The following is a 20,158-nucleotide window of genomic DNA, read 5'->3' on the forward strand; positions in this document are numbered from 1 at the left end:
TATGCAAGTGAAATCATAGTACACATTAACACTTGGCTATTCCAAACAATTCAGATGCTGCACTGTAAGAGAAAACGAAACCCAACAAACTCATTGTCTGTCCCATCACTTCAGTCTCACTCAGTTAAACTGATTTAAAATAACAACAACTTTGTAAGTAAATATGAATATTAACAATGCGTTTCCAAAATAAAAACAACTCTATCCTAAGCTCTTTATGAACAACTTTGGAGAAATAATATGCATAAAACAAGAAGCGCTTATCAACAAATAAATGCGACTGTAGATATGAACCCTATGCTAGATATTGTTTTCATTTTATTGATTTTTTTTATTGTCACTGCCAGTTTTAACCGAGATACTGTTCTGGATATTGAGCGAACAAAAAACAATATCAATACGATACAACCAACACTCATACCGCAATTTACCATTGACAGTCAAAATCACATTTTCCTAAATCAACGTCAGGTAGAGGTAGACACCATTAATGTGAATATTGCTCGTTTGGCTGCCATTGGCGACATAAATTCCATCAGTCTGCGCGCCCATCCAAATAGCCAACACAACACATTGGTATCGGTGCTCAATGCCATCAAAGCACAAACATCAGCACCGGTTTCTATTGGCGAAATACTGAATTAAAGACCTATGAGAGGGAGCTCAAACAACTGGCTTATTATCACGGCTTAAACTCTTCATTGCGTTTAGGCTTTTTTCACAAACTTTGCCGTGATCATCATTTCACCAACACCATCCACTTTACAGTCTAGCTGATGATCTTTGGCATCTTTAATTCGCCTAATAAGCGCTTTAGTGCCAATTTTGATAACCTGAGAGCTCGCTTTTATTTTAAGGTCTTTGATTACCGTCACTTTATCACCATCAACCAACATCGTTCCATTGGCATCTTTTGCGGTTATTGTTTCCTCAGCCCGCTTTTCTTCAGGGTTCCACTCATAGGCACATTCCGGGCAAACTAAATTAGATTGATCTTGATATACATACTCAGATGCACAGCTTGGACAAGCAGGTAACGACATACACTATCACTATTGTAAGAAATTTAATGTTATTTTAATCAGTTTTTACCGCCTAAGCGAGTAACAATTGCGCGCTATCCGTCAATCAAGCGAATTGCTTGCTCCACGGCTTTATTAAATAAAACAGGCCTTTCATTATAATATATAGCCGCTCTACCTTTATTTTCCTATATACGGGCAGCTAGAATAAACCATACTTTTTCACACTATCTATCATGCCCTTTTTCAATATAATTCTATTGATTTTACACGCTAATAAGGGAACAAATAGTTATGAAAAAAAACGTCGTCGCAAATTGGATTGCAATTGCGCTTAGCACGGTATCTACTGGTATATATGCACAAGAGTTAATAAACAATAGTAGTTTTGATGGCAATACATTAACCGAAAACTCACAAAGCCATACATATGCTGTGCACCTTACTCTATTTAAGGTGCAAGGTAACACACATATTGACCCACTAAGCTGCCTGGCTGACCTGTATAAGTTATTTGACATTGATATGAAAAGCGCTCAAGAAAGGTATCAATGCTATCTCTAATTTCTCGGTCCTCTCCCCAGCCACTATTGTAGTCAAACGACACACCGATTGAGTCATTATCATAGTGAACAAAACGAACATTGTTCTGTGTTTCACATGATGATTCAGTAACTTTACACATTAATATAGGCTTAACCTGATCGCCGATTCGCTTGGTTGTAACGATACGATACACCGGCGTATTCGTCGGGCGTTGGTTTGGTGTTAAATTTGCCAATGACTGCGCATACTTAACCAATTCAGTGATCGCAGATGACTCGGCTTTGGTTTGCTTGCCAACAAAATTAATTTGTCGTTCTAGCGACTCTTTTACATCTTCCTTTTTATTGCCTTTACCAACGTCAGTTGGACTACAACTATCCACTGGTTCCAAACATGGGTCATCACTGTCCCACACATATTCGTACAAGCCACCATGCTTTAGTGTACTGAAAAAATCGTACAACACTCTTTCGGTAAACGCCGCTGAAGAACAGCTGTGCTCTGCTACACATTCAACATAAAAGGCCACCGCTGTGGTATCGGTATAACTGCCTTCAAAACCGATATTAACCTCATAGCCTTGAGATTGAAAAAACAGTCCTTTTTTCAAGTGCAGCCAAGCTCGTTGCGCTATACAGTAGCGCGATAAATAACATCATTGTTTTCACTTTATCAGTCCTTGTTAATCTAAACGCTGACCACCCGCCAGCGAGTAAACATTAACAAAAAAAACAAAAAAACGACATGAGTTAACATACTATGGCTCGACCCCCAAACTATATGGCTGCGCATAATTTGCTGTAACTAACCTCAATGCGGTGCTTTGTCACTTTTAAGTCATCGACGCGATATTTATCACCCAAAATTTATTTCCCCTATGAAAGCGAACTTCACACAAATTTCACACCGCCTTATTTATGCTCGTTGTCACATTATTAATTGGGTTACTGTTATGCTGAAAAAAATTATCTTTACACTCGTCATACTTGCACTTTTAGTGGTTGGGCTCGGTTATGGCGCCAAAGGCTGGGTTAAAAGCTTATTGCCTGAAAAAGCCCACTTTCTTGCCTTAAAAGAATCTCAAATGAGTGACTTCCCCTACTTAACTGACGATATTCCCGCATCCAGAGGGAAAATCCTCGCGGTGGTCACAAGCGTTGATAAAATGGCCGAAGATAAAGAAACAGGCTATGAGCATACCGAACTTGCTCGTGCTTATTGGGTCTTTATTGCCAATGGCTTTATGGTTGATATTGCCAGCCCTAAAGGCGGCAAACCACCTGTTGTCATCGATGGCGAAGATATGGGCGCATATGACTATGCGTTTTTAAATAATGAAACCATTCAACAACAAGTCGCCAACTCCATCCCGTTAGCAAACATCAACCCAGATGAATATGAAGCTGTGTACTTCGTCGGCGGCAAAGGCACCATGTTTGACTTCCCAAACAACCCCCATATACAAAATATTGCAAAAACCTTATACCAAAACAATAAAGTCGTCAGTGCGGTATGTCATGGCCCTGCGGCACTCGTGAACGTGCAGCTCGACAACGGTGACATGCTACTGAGTAATAAAAATGTCAGTGCCTTCACCAATGAAGAAGAGCTATTCCTTATTCCTGATGCAAAGCAAATCTTTCCATTTTTACTACAAGACAAACTCATCGCACAAGGCGCGCAATTTCAAGCAGGTACAACCTACTTAGAAAAAGTAACTCAAGATGGTAAACTCATTACCGGCCAGAACCCGTGGTCAGTTTGGACATTAGCAGAAAAGGTAGTGTCAGAATTAGGGTATGAGCCTAAAGCCAGACAACGGACCCCTGAAGAGTATGCAGTTGCATTGCTATTAACCTATGACGAACATGGCTTTGAAGCAGCAAAACAAGCACTAAAACAACAGCCTCAGGCATACCAACGCATTCTGATTGTAATGCACGGCGTCCTTGCATTCATGCAATTAGATATAAGCAAAGGCATTGATATCTTCAGCTTGGCTAATCAGCTTAAACAATTAAATTAAAAAAATAGGCGGTGGTAATTTGTTATACACCGCAAAAGACTAGGACTTTCATGCACATTAAACCTCTATTACACACTGCGATGCTCTGCCTAGCAATACTGATAATGAATATCGTCCACGCTACTGAAATTGAACAGCTTGAAAAACACATTGAACGCGTGCTTAGCGAAGAGCAATTAGCCGGTATAACCTGGTCGGTTATTGACGGTAATCAAAGTTATGTTGGTAGCACGGGGCAAGCCAATATTGCAAAACAATTACCCATGAAAAACGCACAAAAGATGCACGTTGGGTCTGTCTCAAAAACGGTGCTTGCGATGGGAGTTCTACGTTTAATATCAACAGGTGCAATAACATTAGAGTCAGAAGTCACGCCCTATTTATCTAAGCTGCAATTAAATAACCCATGGTCAGCCAATACCCCTATTCGCGTTAAACACTTGCTTGAACATACAGCTGGCTTAGATAACATCAAAATGCGGCAATTTTTAAGTACCACCCCAACACCGGATATGCCATTGGAAGCTGCTTTTTCTAAAAATCAGCACAACTTACTGACCATAAGAACTCAACCAGGCACTCAGTATTCATACTCAAATATGGGCTATGCACTGCTTGCTATGATTATAGAAGATGTGACACAACAACGCTATGAAGCCTATTTAGATAACAACGTGTTACACACTCTCAATATGCATGACAGTACTTTTGAGTTTTTAAGCCAGAATGGACCCAACAAAGACCCTTTGTTGGCCATGGGTTATCACGAAAATGCGGTAATGCAAACATCAGTGCCCATGTACTTAAGAGCCGCGGGTCAATTCACGACTACCGCCCCTGATATGGCAAAATTTATGGCATTTATTTTAAGCAACGGACAGCACAAGGGTGAAGCATTTATTCAGGCAGATTTAATGGCACTACTTGCCATTGCCGATAACACGGATGCTAAAAAAGCAGGGTTACCCATGGGCCACGGGCTCGCCTTCGCCACGCGCGATAGACATGATGCAGTGGGCATGTGCCACCCCGGTGGAACCTTTGGTTTTAAAGCTTACATTTGTCTTTATCCCAATGAGCAAAAAGGTTTTTTCTATTCGATTAACACCGACAGCGAAACCGCCAACACTGAACAGTTCAACGCTTTGTTTATACAATACTTGACGCTTAAATCGGCCAAATTACCAGAGCCAAAACCTGAGCTGCAACACAATAGCGATGTTGACGGCTTCTATATTTTAGCACCTAATAATATGGCTGAATTTGCATTTATCGATAAGCTGTTTAATTTTATTTCGGTTACTGCTTCTGAACAACATATGGTGATAAACTCATTGCAAAGCTCGCCAATACGCTTAAGTTATATTGGTAATAATTTATATCAACAAGCAGGCAGAACCCAAGCATCACACGTTGTTTATACTAAAAATGGCGATGAGTTATTCATGAGTAATGGCTTAAAAACCTTTAAAAAAGTGCCTGTAACGACCCTTTTACCTTATTGGCTGAGCATGATTATTGGGATATTTGGACTGCTATTGTTTATTATTATTGGCTGCGTAAAACTCTTTATGTCACATGCCCTAAAAAGGACCAATCTGGCGTTTATCAATGTATTGCTGTTTTCAATCCCTGTATATTTTTACCTCAACCAATCATTTTTAGAGTTTGGCGTGCTCAATATCGCCAGTATGTCACTGATCGTTGTATCAACCATTCTACCCATCACGCTGGGCTACAGCATGTTTGACCAATTTGTAAAAGCGCAGCAAAACCGCTGGGAAAGCGTCGAATTTATCGCCATCATCTGTGCATTTCAATTTTGCCTGCTAGTTATTTGGTGGGAACAGTACCCGCTAATATTTTGGCGCTAGGCGGCATATTGCAAGTAATGGCAAATACTCACTCTAATCAATGTTGCAATGAGTCAATCATATCTCTTATATAGGATATACAAACGAACAAAGCCCGCAGTTGATACAGGTAACGACCATTCTCAATTGAGGGCTTTGCTATAGAAGTAATCAATTTCTTAATTTCAAAAAATCATATTTATCTATCCATTACCCTAGCTCAAACGTGGTAATACCGTAGATTTTATGATGTGCTATATCAGGTAGCCCATGTTGATACATGCGAGATGTCGCAAACACCACGTCCATATGCTCACCAACCGCTAATTCAATCGCAAGAGGGTTATTTTCCGGTACGTCTAAAATGATAATCTCACCGATAATATCCTGCTGCAAAGCACCCAGTAACTGTGTGGCCACCGCTTTCGAATCTGCAAACAATGGCCCTACTTTATACCCCTCAACGCATTGTCGCCTTACTGCATACCCTCGAACTTGGCCATTTTCTATCACGCAGAGTGCCTTGCCATTTTTTTGTTGTAGCCACCCTTTTAAAAACGTGTCTCGCTTGGCTGGAAAGCATTGCTTATCATAAGTAATAACGGCATCGATATGCTGTACAGTCACATCTAGGATAGTGGATGATACATCGTGGGCAGTGGCACACTTTTGAAACCGTTTATTTTGATAATAAGGCTGATACCCCACACGCTGATATATTTCAACGTTTTCTAACACTCCGTCAATGCCGATATTCCGCTCACCACAGTACGCTAGTCTATGTTTGGTTAGAGCTAACCCGTACCCTTTTCCACGATGTTCTGGTGCGACGATATAAAGCCCACAAAAAGCAAAATGCGCGTCATATCTGACCGCACTGCCAACTGCAACAATGTCACCCGCAAGCTCTGCTACAAAAAACCCCTCAGGGTCTGCTTGGTAAAATAATGTCGCATCCTCAAGCCCAGGGTTCCACCCTTCAATGCGGGCCCACTCTATGGCCACTTTTAGCTCATGCGGCAACATGGTACGAATGATTAACTCTGACATCCCCTTATGTTCCTTCTATTTCTAATACCATCGGCGATTACCGAAATTATACGCCGACTCTACACTGTCTGTATGCAACCAACGTTAAACAATTTAGTGAGCCTCTCATCACTGTTTAAATTACCTAAAAAACAAACAAAACCATCCCGTATTATGGTATATTTCGCCCACTTTTAAAAACAGGATGTCAGAAATTACCGTGAAACAGAAATTACTCATACTAGCAGGATGCTTAGCACTGAGCGCATGTGGTGGCTCATCAAATAACGACTTATCAAGCATTACTTCATCAAATAATACGTCATCAAATGGCGGAACCAACACTCCACAAGTTCCCGTTAATACCGCTCCTACATTAAGTGGTATATTCACCATTGATGCGAAGGCCAAGTCACAATACGACCTCGTGTTAAACGCACAAGACAAAGAGAGTGACCCACTCTCTATCAGTATCGAAAACCAACCTGACTGGCTGTCGTATACCCTAGAAAATAACCAAGTAAAACTCAGCGTATCGCCAGACTTTTTAGATATCGAGACCCACACATACCCCATCAGTGTATCGGATGGCAAAGCCTCAACCTCTTATGAGCTTACTGTGAATGTCCTCGATAACCCCCAAGCGTGGGCGCCTATTGATATTTCTGCGGCAGAACTTACAGGTGCATGGGAAGACAAACAACAACATCTCGCTTTGGCCTTCAATCAGCAAGAACAAGGAATACTGATTGAAAACGGTGAATTAAGTCGACTCGAATACCAGAATGACGCCCTAGATAAACTGTGGGTGTATGAACATGGGTGTATATCCGACTGTAATCTTAAACGCTTTACGGGGTTACAACTCATCGCAAAAACGAGCGATAAACTTTATATCACACTCACTAATAAACATAATGAAAATCAAGCCTACATGCTTCATAAATCTTCATCTGTTTTGAATGAAAAAAAATATGCGCACAACTTGTACCCTGATATCACTTTATATCCAAATAGAACTCTTGAGTTAACCAGCCTTCCAACTGACGAACAGCGCCTTACTACATTGCACATTCGCTCACATTTACCCAAACGCGCTATTTCTGGTCACTCTATTCATAAGCATTACACTTTACACTACCTAAAAGGGGTTTATGATAAAGCTTCAGGGGAATTTACGCCAAGCAAAGCGGTCATCCCATACTCATTCCCCTTTTTCAGTAATAGCTCTGAATTCGACGAGTTACACTTTACTTTGAGCTATGACAAAATACGCATAGTTGGAAAAATACAAAATCACCTTATTATTCAATCTGATTATTCCTATCAACTCGGTACACAATCGGAGTATATTAATTTTGACCCGAATAAATACCAAAATCTATCTGAATTCTTGCGTCCTAAATCTGACCTAATGGCTTATCCCCTTATTGAACTAACTGAGGTGACTACTCCGCTAGAAGTCGGCAAAAAATACACTGGAAAAATGGCGCCACCTCAACTAAATTGGGCATTAGGTGAATACAAATATATTGGCGCAATAGAGTTCAGTATTATTGACGACAGCACAGGGACCGTGTTGATAGAGACAGCAGGTAAGTCAGTCAAAGAGCTTCGTACGTTTACCTACTCACAAAATGGCGTGGAGCTCAGTGTTTCATTCGATGATAATAGCTATAAATACGCGCAGTATTCCATGCCATCCGGTGAAACCTTTTTGGTTGCACAACTTACCGATGAAACAAGTGGTAAAACATATGACAATATTGGGTATCAACATTATGAGGTAGACAAAACCATCACTTCAGCTGATTACCTTGGAACTTACCGACATATGACCAACGTTTATGCTGGGAATATGTCCATAAGCCCCAACAAAGCAACCTACTCTTATCAAGGTCCCTATGAAGAAGAACACGGCGATGTTTTTAAAATTCAAGCTGACGGTAGTTATTCATTTCTTAGTCGCTCTGCATGCCATTCGATTGGAGCCTATGATTTTGATACATGTAATACATCGTTAACTGAAGGTAACCTTTTAATTTCAGCTAAAAATATGAAACTTCTAAAGAGAGAAAATAATATTTATACTTTTAAGTACAGTCACAGTTTTTTATACAATGAGCAAGTGTATGTTCATGAACTTATTTATGTTCTTAATAAACTAGACTAGCTTAGTGTATTCGTAACTATGTGGCTACCTTAAAAATTTAGGTAGCCACTTTTGTACTAAAATACGTTGCACTAAATCCTTTGTACTAAAATACGCTGTGCTAATGCTTTTCATCACACGAGAGCTATAACGCCTAATTGCTCATTCACATACATTGCGTTCATGAATTCCCAAATATGCACTTAATCCCATGACACACATGCCACCCTGTGCAACGACTCTCTCCTCATACGATCAACATAAGCATCGATTGTGTTCTTAGGCACTCTTGAAAACCTGTACCTTTCGGTTTATGGTTAAAAAACACACTTTTGATGTCATCGTATGCTGAAAAGGTAACTATGAAACACGGAGCGAGTAAGGCCAGAGTATTTAGAAGCATCGGCATCTCATTATGGTTTTTAGGGGGCATCTACGCCGTAATGTCTTCTTTGCTGGTTGGTCTCGCGATGACAGGTGGCGCACTAGAAGACCTGAGTTTTGACGCCATTATACGTACGCTTGAAGGTTATATTGCACACATATCCTCTTTAGCAAACAGCCTATTCGCTCACCACTTTTGGCAAAGTGCGCTAGCCCTGATCGCCGCGGGCTATGGATTACTTTCTGTCTATCTTGGGCGGATCACAACCAATACAGTTACCCATGATTATTTCATGCACCCAAACCTACTTAAGCTACCTTGGCGACGTATTGGCTATAGCGACCGCGTCTCTTATATTATGGCTGAGCTCTCACAATTGGCTTACATCCGCTTTAGTGTCATTGATAACGAAGTCCAAAGCTTAACAGCACAAATAAACGCGGTGTTCGATAGCCACTTTAGTGTCAACCCACACGCTCACAATGTAAAAACTCCACTTGAAAGTTTAGTGACTCAAAAGGAGCACGCGCTTATTGTGGGCGAAACATTACTAAAATCATCGTTGAAAAAAGCAGGGTTTACCTTAGAAGGCACATTTGACGGTACTTTTCATAGCGCAGGTGATGAACACACGATGGATTTTGCGAGTCAGCCCCTTGGGGTATCACACCAACTGAGTGCACAAGGGTTTGTGTGTAAATACACACCTGCAGTGGGTAACAGCGATAATGAAAAACCCTATATTGTTGTGGTATTTAGAGGTTCAGAAACCCGTCTCGAAGATTGGCTTACCAATATCTACGCAACGCCCTTATCGCAAGAACAACAACAAGTGAGTAACGCACATCAAAGTGTTGGCAACAACTTCAGCGTTCATAGCGGCTTTTTCTGCTCATTTATGAGCGTCAAAGCACAAATAATAAACATACTCGAAAAATCACAAGGCAAGCCCTATGATCCGCTCGCCAATGATGTAACCCCGGTATTTTTTACCGGCCACTCACTTGGTGGTGCTTTGGCCTGCATAGCAACCAGAGAGCTCGCACCAGATAGTAATGGCGCATGTTATACCTATGGCGCACCAAAAGCGGCTGACTACAATTACTTTAACGAGCTCAAAACGCCGATTTATCGGGTGGTTAACTGCTCTGATATTGTGCCTAGACTGCCATCAAATTACGTTTTAAGCCTATTTTCATTATTACCGAAAGCCATGCGACTATTGCTTGAATGGAAAGAGGGGCGCAATAACTCTGGGCCACAAATAACCTTACGCACCATAGAAGAAAAGCTCGATGTGCTGTCACTGTATCGCCACACAGGTGACTTGCGCTACCTCACTGACATACCAGCTAAAAGTGATGGTCACCAAGCTGAATTAATTCCAAACCCATCACTTCATGACCGCATGACTTGGTTTTTCAGGCATGCCTTGGTGAATGTCGGCATGCCCATTAAGTTTCACTCTATGCAACTATACCGGAAAAAGTTAACTGCCATTGCGCGTAAACGCAATTAACCACACGACACATAACTGTACGCAAGAGAATAATCATCTGACAAAATGTACAACGAATCCTAGTAAATGGTGATTGATATTCATGTTCAACATCAATCACCAAACAACCAGCTCAGCATATTGCAACGGCGACCCCATCCATACTCTGGGCTCAAATGTGCATTAGTCGAGTGTGTGTTTCATGTGACGTACAACAGGTTCTGGTGCCCCATCAGTGGCTTTATCTTCTTCTTCAGGAAGTTTAATAGCAGGGAGCTGCTCATCAAGCGGAATATCTTCCACTCTACGTAACGTATTGACTTGAATATGCGGCCATAATGTCGTGCCACCACTTGACCCAAACATAAACTCAAAATCCACTATTTGCTCGTATTGCAGTTGATCAATCACCTTTACCTTGCCATCTTTGCCCTTAACTTCGATTTCTTCTAGCCACATACGGTGCCGCATTCTAGCAACTCGGCAATAGCGCTCTATCATCACATTATTCACCGTTGCCCCTTGTACTCCGGTGTCATGTTGCGAATCTAGCTCAATCAAGTCGAATCTTTTAAACTTCAAATTTTTATTAGCATCAGTTAACAGCAGATTAGGTTGCACGGTATAGGGGTATTTGGCACCAAATTGATCATAATTAAAAATACGCTGAAAATAAGCGCGAGCACTATTAATCCCCCCGCCCTCTTGATCTTCTCGCGGGAGAGCGGTCCACTTAGGTTTTTCACGCGACCCTGCGATTAAATCTCGCACTGGATCCATTCCCATCGTTGGCGATATGGATAAATATTGCTGTTCCCACAGCGCACCAATGTCTGGTGCTATGCCCTCATCACTGCTTTGCGCTACCTGACCGGTTAAATGAATTGTCGTGCCATGGGGGATCACTCCAGAGCGAGAAATTGAGTGTGGCGGTACGAATTGTGGCCCTAGCTCCCCAGCCCCCATTACGGGCTCGGCGGCATCGGTTTTCACCGATTCAGCGCTCGACCTATGCTTAAACATAGTCGGAGGATTTTGATAAGGGCTATCTTCTTGCCAAGGCATGGTGTTATCACCTAACCATAAATACATGCCATTTTCAAAGTGCTGCAAAGCATTGTCATTATCGATGATCGCGGTTTCATATTTTAGCGCACCATTAAACTGCTCGTTAGATCCCCCGCGGTTACGAACCGGCGCGTTAACCCGTGTGAAATTGAGTTGTTCTCGGTACTGTTGAGATTTAAAGTGGAAAACACCGAAAATCGTTTCTGAAGAAGTCCCTGGTGAAGGCATGCAGGTTGTGTGTAGGCCACTTGGCCCATCTTTCCAATTCACCCATGTGCCATGCAGCTTTGATAATATTCCGAACTGAGGCCCAGACGGTTGATTTTCTTGCCACTCTTTATATGGTTTAACAGAAGATACTTGTGGTTCCTTAGACATTTTACTCTCCCTAACTTTACAGTATTGAGGGGTTATATGACCCAGCCAATGTCCTTGCACATTAAAACAACCCCCTAAGTGCTTGGCCTAAAAAGCTGGTGACGGTATAAGTACTAAAAAAAGATAGGCCAAAAAGCACCTCAAACCAATTACAACGCATTACATCCATGCAAACTAACATGCATTCACTAACGAAATAGGGAGGTGATGTATCGTACGAGAACAGTATTGAATATGCGATAGGCTAGTGCACTTGCTAATCAGCCAGTTATAGCACCATATGCTTACAGTGACGCCCATACCTTATATAAAGATCAGGTAATAATGAAAGGTGAACAGCATAGAATGTCGCTCACCCTTCCCTTTTATTTATACCTTTAAAACTGCTCTAATATTTATTGCGATAAACAAAGCAACTCAAGGCATATTTACGCAAATTTCATAATACCAAAGGTCAGCATATGGATGTGATACTTCAGCCCCGAATGTAAATACATTCCCCTGAGTATCCGTTACAGAGTTCGTCCCGATTGGTACGTCCCCTTTGTTTACACCATCCCACATAAACCGATTTGAGCCATAACTGGTATTATGATAAACGAATGTTTGCCCTGAAAAACCGACATCATTGCGACCTTGGTTGTCTCCTGAAAAAGCACATTGCGGGGCTAACATGTGATTCTCGGGAACAAAACTAAAGTTATCAAACGTTGCGTTATAGCTTGAAGACTGAGTCGTCCCCCAAGTTAAAAACTCAAATACATCCCCTGTTTCTACAGCAACACTGGCAACAGAACCAGAGGCACTTCCCGCTGTAGATAAGTCATACGCAGTACCATTTATTACGTACCTAATAACATCGCCATATTGGCCTGCAGAATGGAGCGTCATAGCCCAATCAAAATTAATATGTCCTTTCTCAGGTATTGTAATAGCCGCCGTCACACCGCCACCACCAAAGTTCACTGATGCCGTTAATGCTGCGGCCGTCATATTGGTTGTAGCAACACCCGATATGTTCCAGTTTGCTGGCGCGAAGGCATCAACAAACCCGTTAATTACGCCGTTATCAAACGTGCCGCATTTATAGTGATATCGAATGGTATTACCTGTGGGTCTTTCTAACTTTAAATAACTCAGTACTTTATTGTTTGGGCAGCTCACATTATGCCTGTCTAAGTAAATCGTATTGCCCCCGCCATCTGCATTTGCAGGCGTAAAATAATCTTGTACATCCGTTAAACTTTTACTACCACATTTATAGTGATATTGAACCGTATTACCCGTTGGTCTTTCTAAATGTAAATATTGCAGCCCTTTGTTTTCACAATTGACTGTATGTCGATCCAAATAAATGATATTGCCCGCACCATCACTATTTGCAGGCGTATATGTGCTAGCTCCAGCTATGTCACCTGTTTCAGTACACGTATATGCATACGCTATTTGCGTCGTTGATGGTCTAAACAAGCGTAATGAACTTATTACATTGTTTGCACAATCTAACGCATGTCTATCTAAGTAGATAAGGTTACCTTGCCCATCATCATTTGCTGGGGTTGACATTGGATAATTCGCAGCGTGCGCAAGCGATGAAAATACGGTTACTAACATCATCGCTACCAACAAAAAGACACCATTTGCTTGATATAGTCTTGTCCTCAGTGCGTGATAGATACAGAAGTAATTACTATCAATATATGCTTTCATGTCGCTCTTCCTTTACATTAATATTAAGTAAAAGAATTACACAGCTTAGGAAATGTGCGATTACAGCGCATTACAAGTGCACTTATTTACACGCTCGATAGGGCGCTATTTTAATGCTCAGCGTACTCTTTGTGATTCTATTTTTCGATGACATTACCTAAACAATAAAAGCGTCTTTAATTTTCAAATGCAATGACTTAGCACGCCCAATCACTCTGGCAAAGCCGCGGTATAAACCACGTTAAAGCGTTACCTTCTTGCCCTTTATTCCAAGCAATATATAAGTCTTGATTTGGCCGAGGGATCGCACACTTTTTTTGTACCAAAGTGCCCTCTTTTAAATAAGGGTCAGCTAAATGCCGTGGTAAAAACCCCACACCAATTCCCTGTAATTGAGCCATTAACTTTGCACTCATGCTGTTCACTCGAATCACTTGTTTACTGTTAAACCAACCACTGTCTCTTGCCGGGAGTACTTGCGAACTATCTGCAACCACAATCGAGGGATATTGCCTTAAATGTTCAATATCAATCACCTCGCTGACACTGGCTAGTGGGTGATGTGATGCAACGGCAAACACAAAATGCACCTGTGATATTTTATGCGTATTAAACAACCCTTTTGGCAGCTCTCCTGATGCACCAATGACAATATCAGCCCGCTTACTGTGCAAAGCATCCCAACCGCCCCCTAAGGCTTCTTCACTCAAAGTTACATCAACGCTTTGTGGTAGCTGAGTGAATTCAGCCAGTAACTCAAACAAAATATCTGGAGGGATCACCGTATCACGTGCAATCCGTAATTGTCGCTCCCACCCTGATGCTAACTGAGCAACTGCATCTACCATCTCATTTGTCGCTTGCAATATATCTCGACCATGTGCCAATACCAACTTTCCTGCAGGAGTAAGTACCGCTCTTTGCTTTGAACGATCAAATAATGCAGTGCCGATATCTTCTTCCAGTTTTTTAATCGTGTAAGTTAGCGCCGAAGGCACTTTATAAAGAGACTGGGCTGCCGCCGCAAAGCTCCCTTTTTTATCAATCGCGTCAAGCGCTTTAAGTGCCTCAATAGTAATAGCCGGATACATAATCACCTTCTTACAAATCAACATTCAATTTTTTTGAACTAATAATTCAAAACATTTCGATTTTTAACTGACAGTACCATATCTATACTGGCTTTAAACAGCAAATTGATGAATAAATCATGCTGTACTCTTTATTTAAAAAAATTGAGGATAATATAATGAAAACATTACTCAGAACGTTAACTGCATCTCACTCAAGTTATGCGTCATTCGCACTTCGATTACCTGTGGGCGTTATTTTTATGGCGCATGGCGGACAAAAGCTATTCGGATGGTTTGGTGGCTACGGGCTAGATGGAACCGCAGGGTTTATGGCATCAATAGGTCTTGCGCCGGGCTTACTAATGGCACTTTTGGCTGGCTGTAGTGAATTCGTCGGCGGGTTATTCATCTTACTTGGTTTATTAACTCGTCCTGCGGCATCTGTACTCGCTATCACAATGCTCGTTGCCATCTTTGCTGTGCACTTGAGCCATGGTCTATTTATGAGCAATAACGGTTATGAGTTTGCGCTCGCGTTACTCGCTGCCAGTGCTTCTTTGGTTATTTCTGGTAGCGGTAAACTCGCTTTAGACAATCATTTGGCGAATCGATTCGCTTAAGTGCCTATATTTATTACGTATTGAGAGGCGAGATAACATGTTAAGTGTCAGAAAATCACAAGATAGAGGAAACGCAAACTTTGGCTGGCTCAATAGCAAACATACCTTTTCATTTGGAAACTATTACGATCCAAACCATATGGGTTTCTCAGCACTGCGGGTGATCAATGATGATATCGTTCACCCAGGCGCAGGGTTTGACTCCCACGGTCACCGCGATATGGAGATCATCAGCTATATACTCGAAGGCGCTATAGAGCACAAAGACAGTGCTGGCAATATTCAAACGTTATCAGCGGGAGAGTTTCAATTAATGTCGGCGGGAAAAGGGATATACCACAGCGAGTACAACGCTTCAAAAACCCAGCCATTACGTTTTTTACAAATTTGGATAGCGCCAAATGTAACAGGGGATACACCACGCTATCAACAAAAAAACTTTGGTCGTGCATATGGCTTAAGCACCATTGCAAGCCCATCAGGAGAAAACCACACCCTACAAATTAAGCAAACGGCAAAGCTACATCAGTTGATTGTTAAACCAACTGACAGCTTCGATTTTCAAAAAACAATGGGCAACAATATTTATGTGCATATCATCGCAGGCACGGTACGAGTAAATCATACCATGCTCTATGAAGGCGATGGCGCAAAAATCACGGATGAAAACACACTGACATTCCATAACCAAAGTAATCGCGATACAACCGCATTAATCTTTGAGTTGCTGTAATAAAAAGTTGATCAAATCAGAACAGGAAAGAGGACAATATTATGGGTTTATTAGTTGATGGCATTTGGCATAACCGCTGGTATGACACAAATACAAGTAAAGGAAAGTTTGAGCGTGAAGAAGCACAGTTACGTAATTGGGTTACCCATGATGGTGAAGCTGGGCCATCGGGTAAAAATGGCTTTAAAGCTGAATCTGGTAGGTATCACTTATATGTTTCTCTGGCGTGTCCGTGGGCGCATCGCACACTCATTTTTAGGGCCTTAAAAGGCTTAACAGCACATATTTCTGTGTCAGTCGTTAGTCCAGATATGTTAGAAAATGGCTGGACCTTTGACACCTCAAAAAACAGCAGTGGTGATGAGTTATTTAACTTTGATTATATGCATCAGGTTTATACACACCATGCAGCACATTACAGTGGCCGAGTCACAGTGCCTGTATTATGGGATAAAAAACAAAAATGTATTGTTAGTAATGAGTCATCTGAAATCATACGCATGTTTAATACCGCATTTAACGATATAACTAACAATACACTTGATTTCTACCCTGAATCAAAAAGAGCAGCCATTGATGAAATGAATAACTTGGTTTATCACAGCATAAATAATGGTGTCTATAAAACGGGCTTTGCCACCACCCAAGATGCTTACCAAGTTGCCTACCACAATTTGTTTTCAGCATTAGATAAGGTCGAAACACAATTATCTCAGCAGCGCTACTTAACAGGTGATACTATCACCGAGGCTGACTGGCGCTTATTTACAACACTGATTAGATTTGATGCCGTATATTTTGGCCACTTTAAATGTAATCTACGTCAACTGGAGCAGTATCCACACATTGCAAACTACATTCGTGCGTTATATCAATACCCAGGAGTTGCTGACACGGTCGATTTTCATCATATAAAACGTCACTATTATTTCAGTCACACCATGATAAACCCGACACAAATAGTCCCGCTAGGGCCTGATATTGATTATACCACTGAGCATAATCGGGTTTAAAAGGTATCCGATGTCATCGGTATTTTTATATAAACGAATATTATGGCGTATAACCGCGGTGATTAAATCATGGCCTAACATGCTATAAGCACCTACAGCCCCATATCTACAAAGTAATTAGGGCGCTGCAGGCGCCTATATTCAGCGCCCTATAAATTAACCTCATTGAATTGTACGTAAGTGTGTTTACAAAACATTTTCTATTCCAAAACCCTTACCCTAACCTGAGGTTAATTAATCTGCTCGTCGGTGATTTTCCCGCATCATTTTATCACCCCAACACACCAGAGTATCAATAAACGCTTTGAGTTTTGCGGGTTGCCCTTTTCGACTGGGGTAGACCAAATAAATGACAGAGTCCGTCAACGCAACGTGAGGTGCAATTTGTACTAGCTCACCCGATGCTAACTTATCTCGCACCATGGTAATTGGCATAATAGCGAAACCCAAATTAGCTTGCATCGACTGAACAATGGCTGCAATTGAGTTGACCGTGAAACGTGCCTGCAGTGTATGCCAGCGGCCATCAACATACACTTGGTTAAATGACGTATCACTGCGCTCACCGGCATAACTTGCAATATAAGGTTGCTCACGCAACTGCTTTATATTGGCTGCATTGCCAAATTTATCCACATGCTCAGCTGACGCAACAAAAATACGTTGAGACTGATAAATTTTCCTATAAATTAAACTCGAATCATCCACTTCACTAAAACTGGCTCTAATAGCAAGATCAAAGCCCTCTTTAATAAGATCAACATTCTGGGCGCCTTGTTGCATTTCAAGCGTGACTTTCGGGTGCTCTGATAAAAAAGGCACAACCACCATCGCAGCCATAACATCGGCAAAATTCTGAGGCACCGCAACGCGTAAATGACCCACAGCTTGCTGCTGCATATCACTAATGAGTGCTTCACCCAGCTCAAGTTGGCGCATTGCCTGTTGGCAAAACTGTAAATACTGCGCTCCTTCATCGGTTAATTTCACCGAACGCGTGGTTCTTTGCAACAACTTAACCCCTAAGCGGGCCTCTAATTGACTCACTTTGTTACTGACTGTGGACTTTTCAATACCTAACGATTCCGCGGCTTGAGTAAAACTTTGCAATTGTGCCACTTGGCAAAAAATACGGATTTGGTTTAAATCATTGTTCATATATAAAAACAGTCTTTTAAATTTCAGCCTGATTATCTATATAACAATATCAATTAAACTATCAATCTTAAACCATTTATTTTAAATTGGAGATGAACAATGACTTCTTATAGTTGGTCTTATAAATTGCTGCATTGGTTATCCGCCGTGCTTATTATCCTCATGTGCTTTGCATTAGTCGGCTTTAACCCACAAATGAGTGACGCTGACCACAGTGTCATGCTGATAGGCCACTCTAGCATAGGTACTTTCATCAGCTTGTTAATAATGATACGCCTTTTCAAGCGTTTCATTTTAAAGCATAAGCAACCAAAGCATGAGCAGCCGCCAACATTCGTAACCATCGCGCAGATCACCCATTATGCTTTATACGCACTCATGGTGTTAGTACCGCTTACAGGTTACATCACGGCCAACTTCCATCAGTTGCCAGTACAACTTTTTGCCAGCATTGCACTTAATGGCAGTCATGACACAGACTTATTTAATACCGCGCGTTTCGTCCATGCTTCTTGTGTTAAAGCGCTAATCGCATTGGTAATTTTGCATATTGCTGGCGTGCTTAGACATAAGTTTATTCTAAAGGACAACACGCTTTACAAAATGAGGCCTTGGTTTGCGAACAAGTAAAGAGCGCTAAGCGCTCTGAATACTCAGCATCTGTCCGCGTATGATGCATTGCAATCATACGCGGATAGAATAAAGATGCTCGCCTTAAGATGAATAGCCAAATATCGCATTGGCTTGAATTGTGTGGCATGTCTCATTGGCGTTTTCGTTAACCCAGCAAACCGTATGCTTTGCGGCGGTCCCTGCAATGTCTAACCAGTGTTCTTGCGTAATATCTTTTGCCTGTACTCCATTGAGCTTTGTAATTAAATCTCCAACGTTAATAGCTAAATTCGCTGTTGGTAAATCTGGCATCACATAACGTACAACAAACTCGCCACTGCGGATCTTTCGTAATTCCAAACCAATTAAGTTATATCTCACTACAATTGGACGCTTCTGTTCCAAATAAAGTGTATCAGTATGATAATCAATGGTCGTTACAAAGTTCTTAAAAATTGCACTGCCAATCACCCACAAATCATCTTCATCTACATTAGGTACTAAGTTGGTTTTAACGCTCGGGATTTTAATCTTGCCTAATTGCAGCTCAGGCATAGCAAAACGTGTATGTATCATCTGGCCCGATAAGCCAAAATCTGACGCGGTTACCGTGGGCCCGACTTCTATCTTATTATTTTCAACATATAGCGCACTTAATTTAACGTAATGCCTAGACCCTGTATCAATAATAAAAGGTTCCGTGACCTTATGCTCATCACCAAAATCAGCCTGAGCATTAACACTGATTTTGCTTAAAAACCGGTTAAACGGCAGTGCTTGCGCTTTTACTGGTGCGACATAAGGTGTTGCTGATGCTAAGATGGTTTCGGTTTCTCGGTCAAATGTCCACGCAAAATGTTGCATTAAATCATGACCAATGACCCCATCTACCACCGCTTCATCTGCACGTAGATAATACTTACTTTTTATAATAGGCACATACGCAATATTCACATCTTGAAAGCTAAACGACCCGAAATCAATGTGATCAATATGGCTTTTATGGGCTGAAGTCGCCCCATCATCGCCCCAACCACCAACAGCTAATTTATCACCCATTGTTAAGTTCAGTGACTTAACCTTTTCAGTGCTATCCAAAATAGTAAAGCTTGCACCTGTATCGAGTAAAAAAAGTAACTCTTTGCCATTCACTTTGGCATAAACATGAGGTTTATTGCCGATGTAACGTACCTTAAGCGCCGCTTTGCTTTGATTACCTAACCATGTAGGTGTAATGCCATTATTGGCCCATTTCATACTAACCGTATTCATTACGTCGCAC

General features: G+C 41.4%; 17 protein-coding genes. 9 read left to right on the forward strand and 8 right to left on the reverse strand.

The window, feature by feature from the left end; all coding sequences use genetic code 11:
* The first annotated feature begins 240 nt into the window (after nucleotides 1–240).
* Entirely contained in the window at nucleotides 241–645 is a 405-nt protein-coding gene (locus J8L97_RS19475) for a biopolymer transporter ExbD (protein ID WP_211052232.1), read from the forward strand.
* Between the two features lie 62 nt (nucleotides 646–707).
* On the opposite strand, the gene J8L97_RS19480 is transcribed toward J8L97_RS19475, so the two are convergent.
* Both J8L97_RS19480 and J8L97_RS19485 read right to left on the reverse strand, forming a co-directional pair.
* Entirely contained in the window at nucleotides 708–1,043 is a 336-nt protein-coding gene (locus tag J8L97_RS19480; protein WP_210995951.1) for a zinc ribbon domain-containing protein YjdM, read from the reverse strand.
* Nucleotides 1,044–1,473: 430 nt separating this feature from the next.
* Complete coding sequence (locus J8L97_RS19485) at nucleotides 1,474–2,178, reverse strand: hypothetical protein (protein ID WP_211052233.1); 705 nt, start codon at nucleotides 2,176–2,178, stop codon at nucleotides 1,474–1,476.
* 342 nt (nucleotides 2,179–2,520) lie between these two features.
* Here J8L97_RS19485 and J8L97_RS19490 point away from each other — a divergent pair, with 342 nt between their 5' ends.
* Nucleotides 2,521–3,594 (forward strand): type 1 glutamine amidotransferase domain-containing protein, encoded by a 1,074-nt coding sequence (locus J8L97_RS19490; protein WP_211052234.1) that lies wholly within the window; start codon nucleotides 2,521–2,523, stop codon nucleotides 3,592–3,594.
* A gap of 50 nt (nucleotides 3,595–3,644) precedes the next feature.
* Nucleotides 3,645–5,468, forward strand: coding sequence for a serine hydrolase (locus tag J8L97_RS19495; protein WP_211052236.1), 1,824 nt, complete (start codon nucleotides 3,645–3,647; stop codon nucleotides 5,466–5,468).
* A 189-nt stretch (nucleotides 5,469–5,657) separates the two neighbouring features.
* Here J8L97_RS19495 and J8L97_RS19500 read toward each other — a convergent pair whose 3' ends face one another.
* Nucleotides 5,658–6,497, reverse strand: coding sequence for a GNAT family N-acetyltransferase (locus J8L97_RS19500; RefSeq protein ID WP_211052238.1), 840 nt, complete (start codon nucleotides 6,495–6,497; stop codon nucleotides 5,658–5,660).
* Nucleotides 6,498–6,696: 199 nt separating this feature from the next.
* Between J8L97_RS19500 and J8L97_RS19505 the strand changes: the two genes are divergently transcribed.
* Together J8L97_RS19505 and J8L97_RS19510 are read left to right on the forward strand one after the other, a co-directional pair.
* Nucleotides 6,697–8,649, forward strand: coding sequence for a hypothetical protein (locus J8L97_RS19505; protein WP_211052240.1), 1,953 nt, complete (start codon nucleotides 6,697–6,699; stop codon nucleotides 8,647–8,649).
* Between the two features lie 341 nt (nucleotides 8,650–8,990).
* Complete coding sequence (locus J8L97_RS19510) at nucleotides 8,991–10,532, forward strand: lipase family protein (protein WP_211052242.1); 1,542 nt, start codon at nucleotides 8,991–8,993, stop codon at nucleotides 10,530–10,532.
* A gap of 162 nt (nucleotides 10,533–10,694) precedes the next feature.
* On the opposite strand, the gene J8L97_RS19515 is transcribed toward J8L97_RS19510, so the two are convergent.
* From J8L97_RS19515 to J8L97_RS19525, 3 genes are all read right to left on the reverse strand, one after another.
* Nucleotides 10,695–11,957 (reverse strand): peroxidase, FMP-type, encoded by a 1,263-nt coding sequence (locus J8L97_RS19515; protein ID WP_211052243.1) that lies wholly within the window; start codon nucleotides 11,955–11,957, stop codon nucleotides 10,695–10,697.
* 417 nt (nucleotides 11,958–12,374) lie between these two features.
* Nucleotides 12,375–13,667 (reverse strand): hypothetical protein, encoded by a 1,293-nt coding sequence (locus tag J8L97_RS19520; RefSeq protein WP_247688746.1) that lies wholly within the window; start codon nucleotides 13,665–13,667, stop codon nucleotides 12,375–12,377.
* Nucleotides 13,668–13,864: 197 nt separating this feature from the next.
* The gene (locus J8L97_RS19525; protein ID WP_211052244.1) at nucleotides 13,865–14,758 is read right to left on the reverse strand and encodes a LysR family transcriptional regulator; all 894 of its coding nucleotides are present in this window, start codon (nucleotides 14,756–14,758) and stop codon (nucleotides 13,865–13,867) included.
* Nucleotides 14,759–14,916: 158 nt separating this feature from the next.
* Between J8L97_RS19525 and J8L97_RS19530 the strand changes: the two genes are divergently transcribed.
* Genes J8L97_RS19530 through J8L97_RS19540 form a run of 3 tightly spaced genes read left to right on the forward strand, consistent with a single transcriptional unit; the run spans nucleotide 14,917 to nucleotide 17,106 of the window.
* On the forward strand, nucleotides 14,917–15,360 hold the full coding sequence (locus tag J8L97_RS19530) for a DoxX family protein (protein WP_211052245.1): 444 nt from the start codon (nucleotides 14,917–14,919) through the stop codon (nucleotides 15,358–15,360).
* Between the two features lie 37 nt (nucleotides 15,361–15,397).
* On the forward strand, nucleotides 15,398–16,093 hold the full coding sequence (locus J8L97_RS19535) for a pirin family protein (protein ID WP_211052246.1): 696 nt from the start codon (nucleotides 15,398–15,400) through the stop codon (nucleotides 16,091–16,093).
* A gap of 41 nt (nucleotides 16,094–16,134) precedes the next feature.
* Entirely contained in the window at nucleotides 16,135–17,106 is a 972-nt protein-coding gene (locus J8L97_RS19540; protein ID WP_210995938.1) for a glutathione S-transferase family protein, read from the forward strand.
* A 234-nt stretch (nucleotides 17,107–17,340) separates the two neighbouring features.
* Here J8L97_RS19540 and J8L97_RS19545 read toward each other — a convergent pair whose 3' ends face one another.
* Nucleotides 17,341–18,264 carry a LysR family transcriptional regulator gene (locus tag J8L97_RS19545; RefSeq protein WP_211052247.1) on the reverse strand — a complete coding sequence of 308 codons (924 nt, stop codon included), beginning with the start codon at nucleotides 18,262–18,264 and terminating at the stop codon, nucleotides 17,341–17,343.
* 99 nt (nucleotides 18,265–18,363) lie between these two features.
* Between J8L97_RS19545 and J8L97_RS19550 the strand changes: the two genes are divergently transcribed.
* Nucleotides 18,364–18,894, forward strand: a complete 531-nt coding sequence (locus tag J8L97_RS19550; RefSeq protein WP_211052248.1) for a cytochrome b — start codon at nucleotides 18,364–18,366, stop codon at nucleotides 18,892–18,894.
* An 84-nt stretch (nucleotides 18,895–18,978) separates the two neighbouring features.
* Here J8L97_RS19550 and J8L97_RS19555 read toward each other — a convergent pair.
* On the reverse strand, nucleotides 18,979–20,158 hold a 1,180-nt coding region (locus J8L97_RS19555; RefSeq protein ID WP_211052249.1), incomplete at its 5' end, for an aspartyl protease family protein.

Source organism: Pseudoalteromonas sp. MMG012 (assembly GCF_018100875.1).
GTDB lineage: Bacteria > Pseudomonadota > Gammaproteobacteria > Enterobacterales > Alteromonadaceae > Pseudoalteromonas > Pseudoalteromonas aurantia.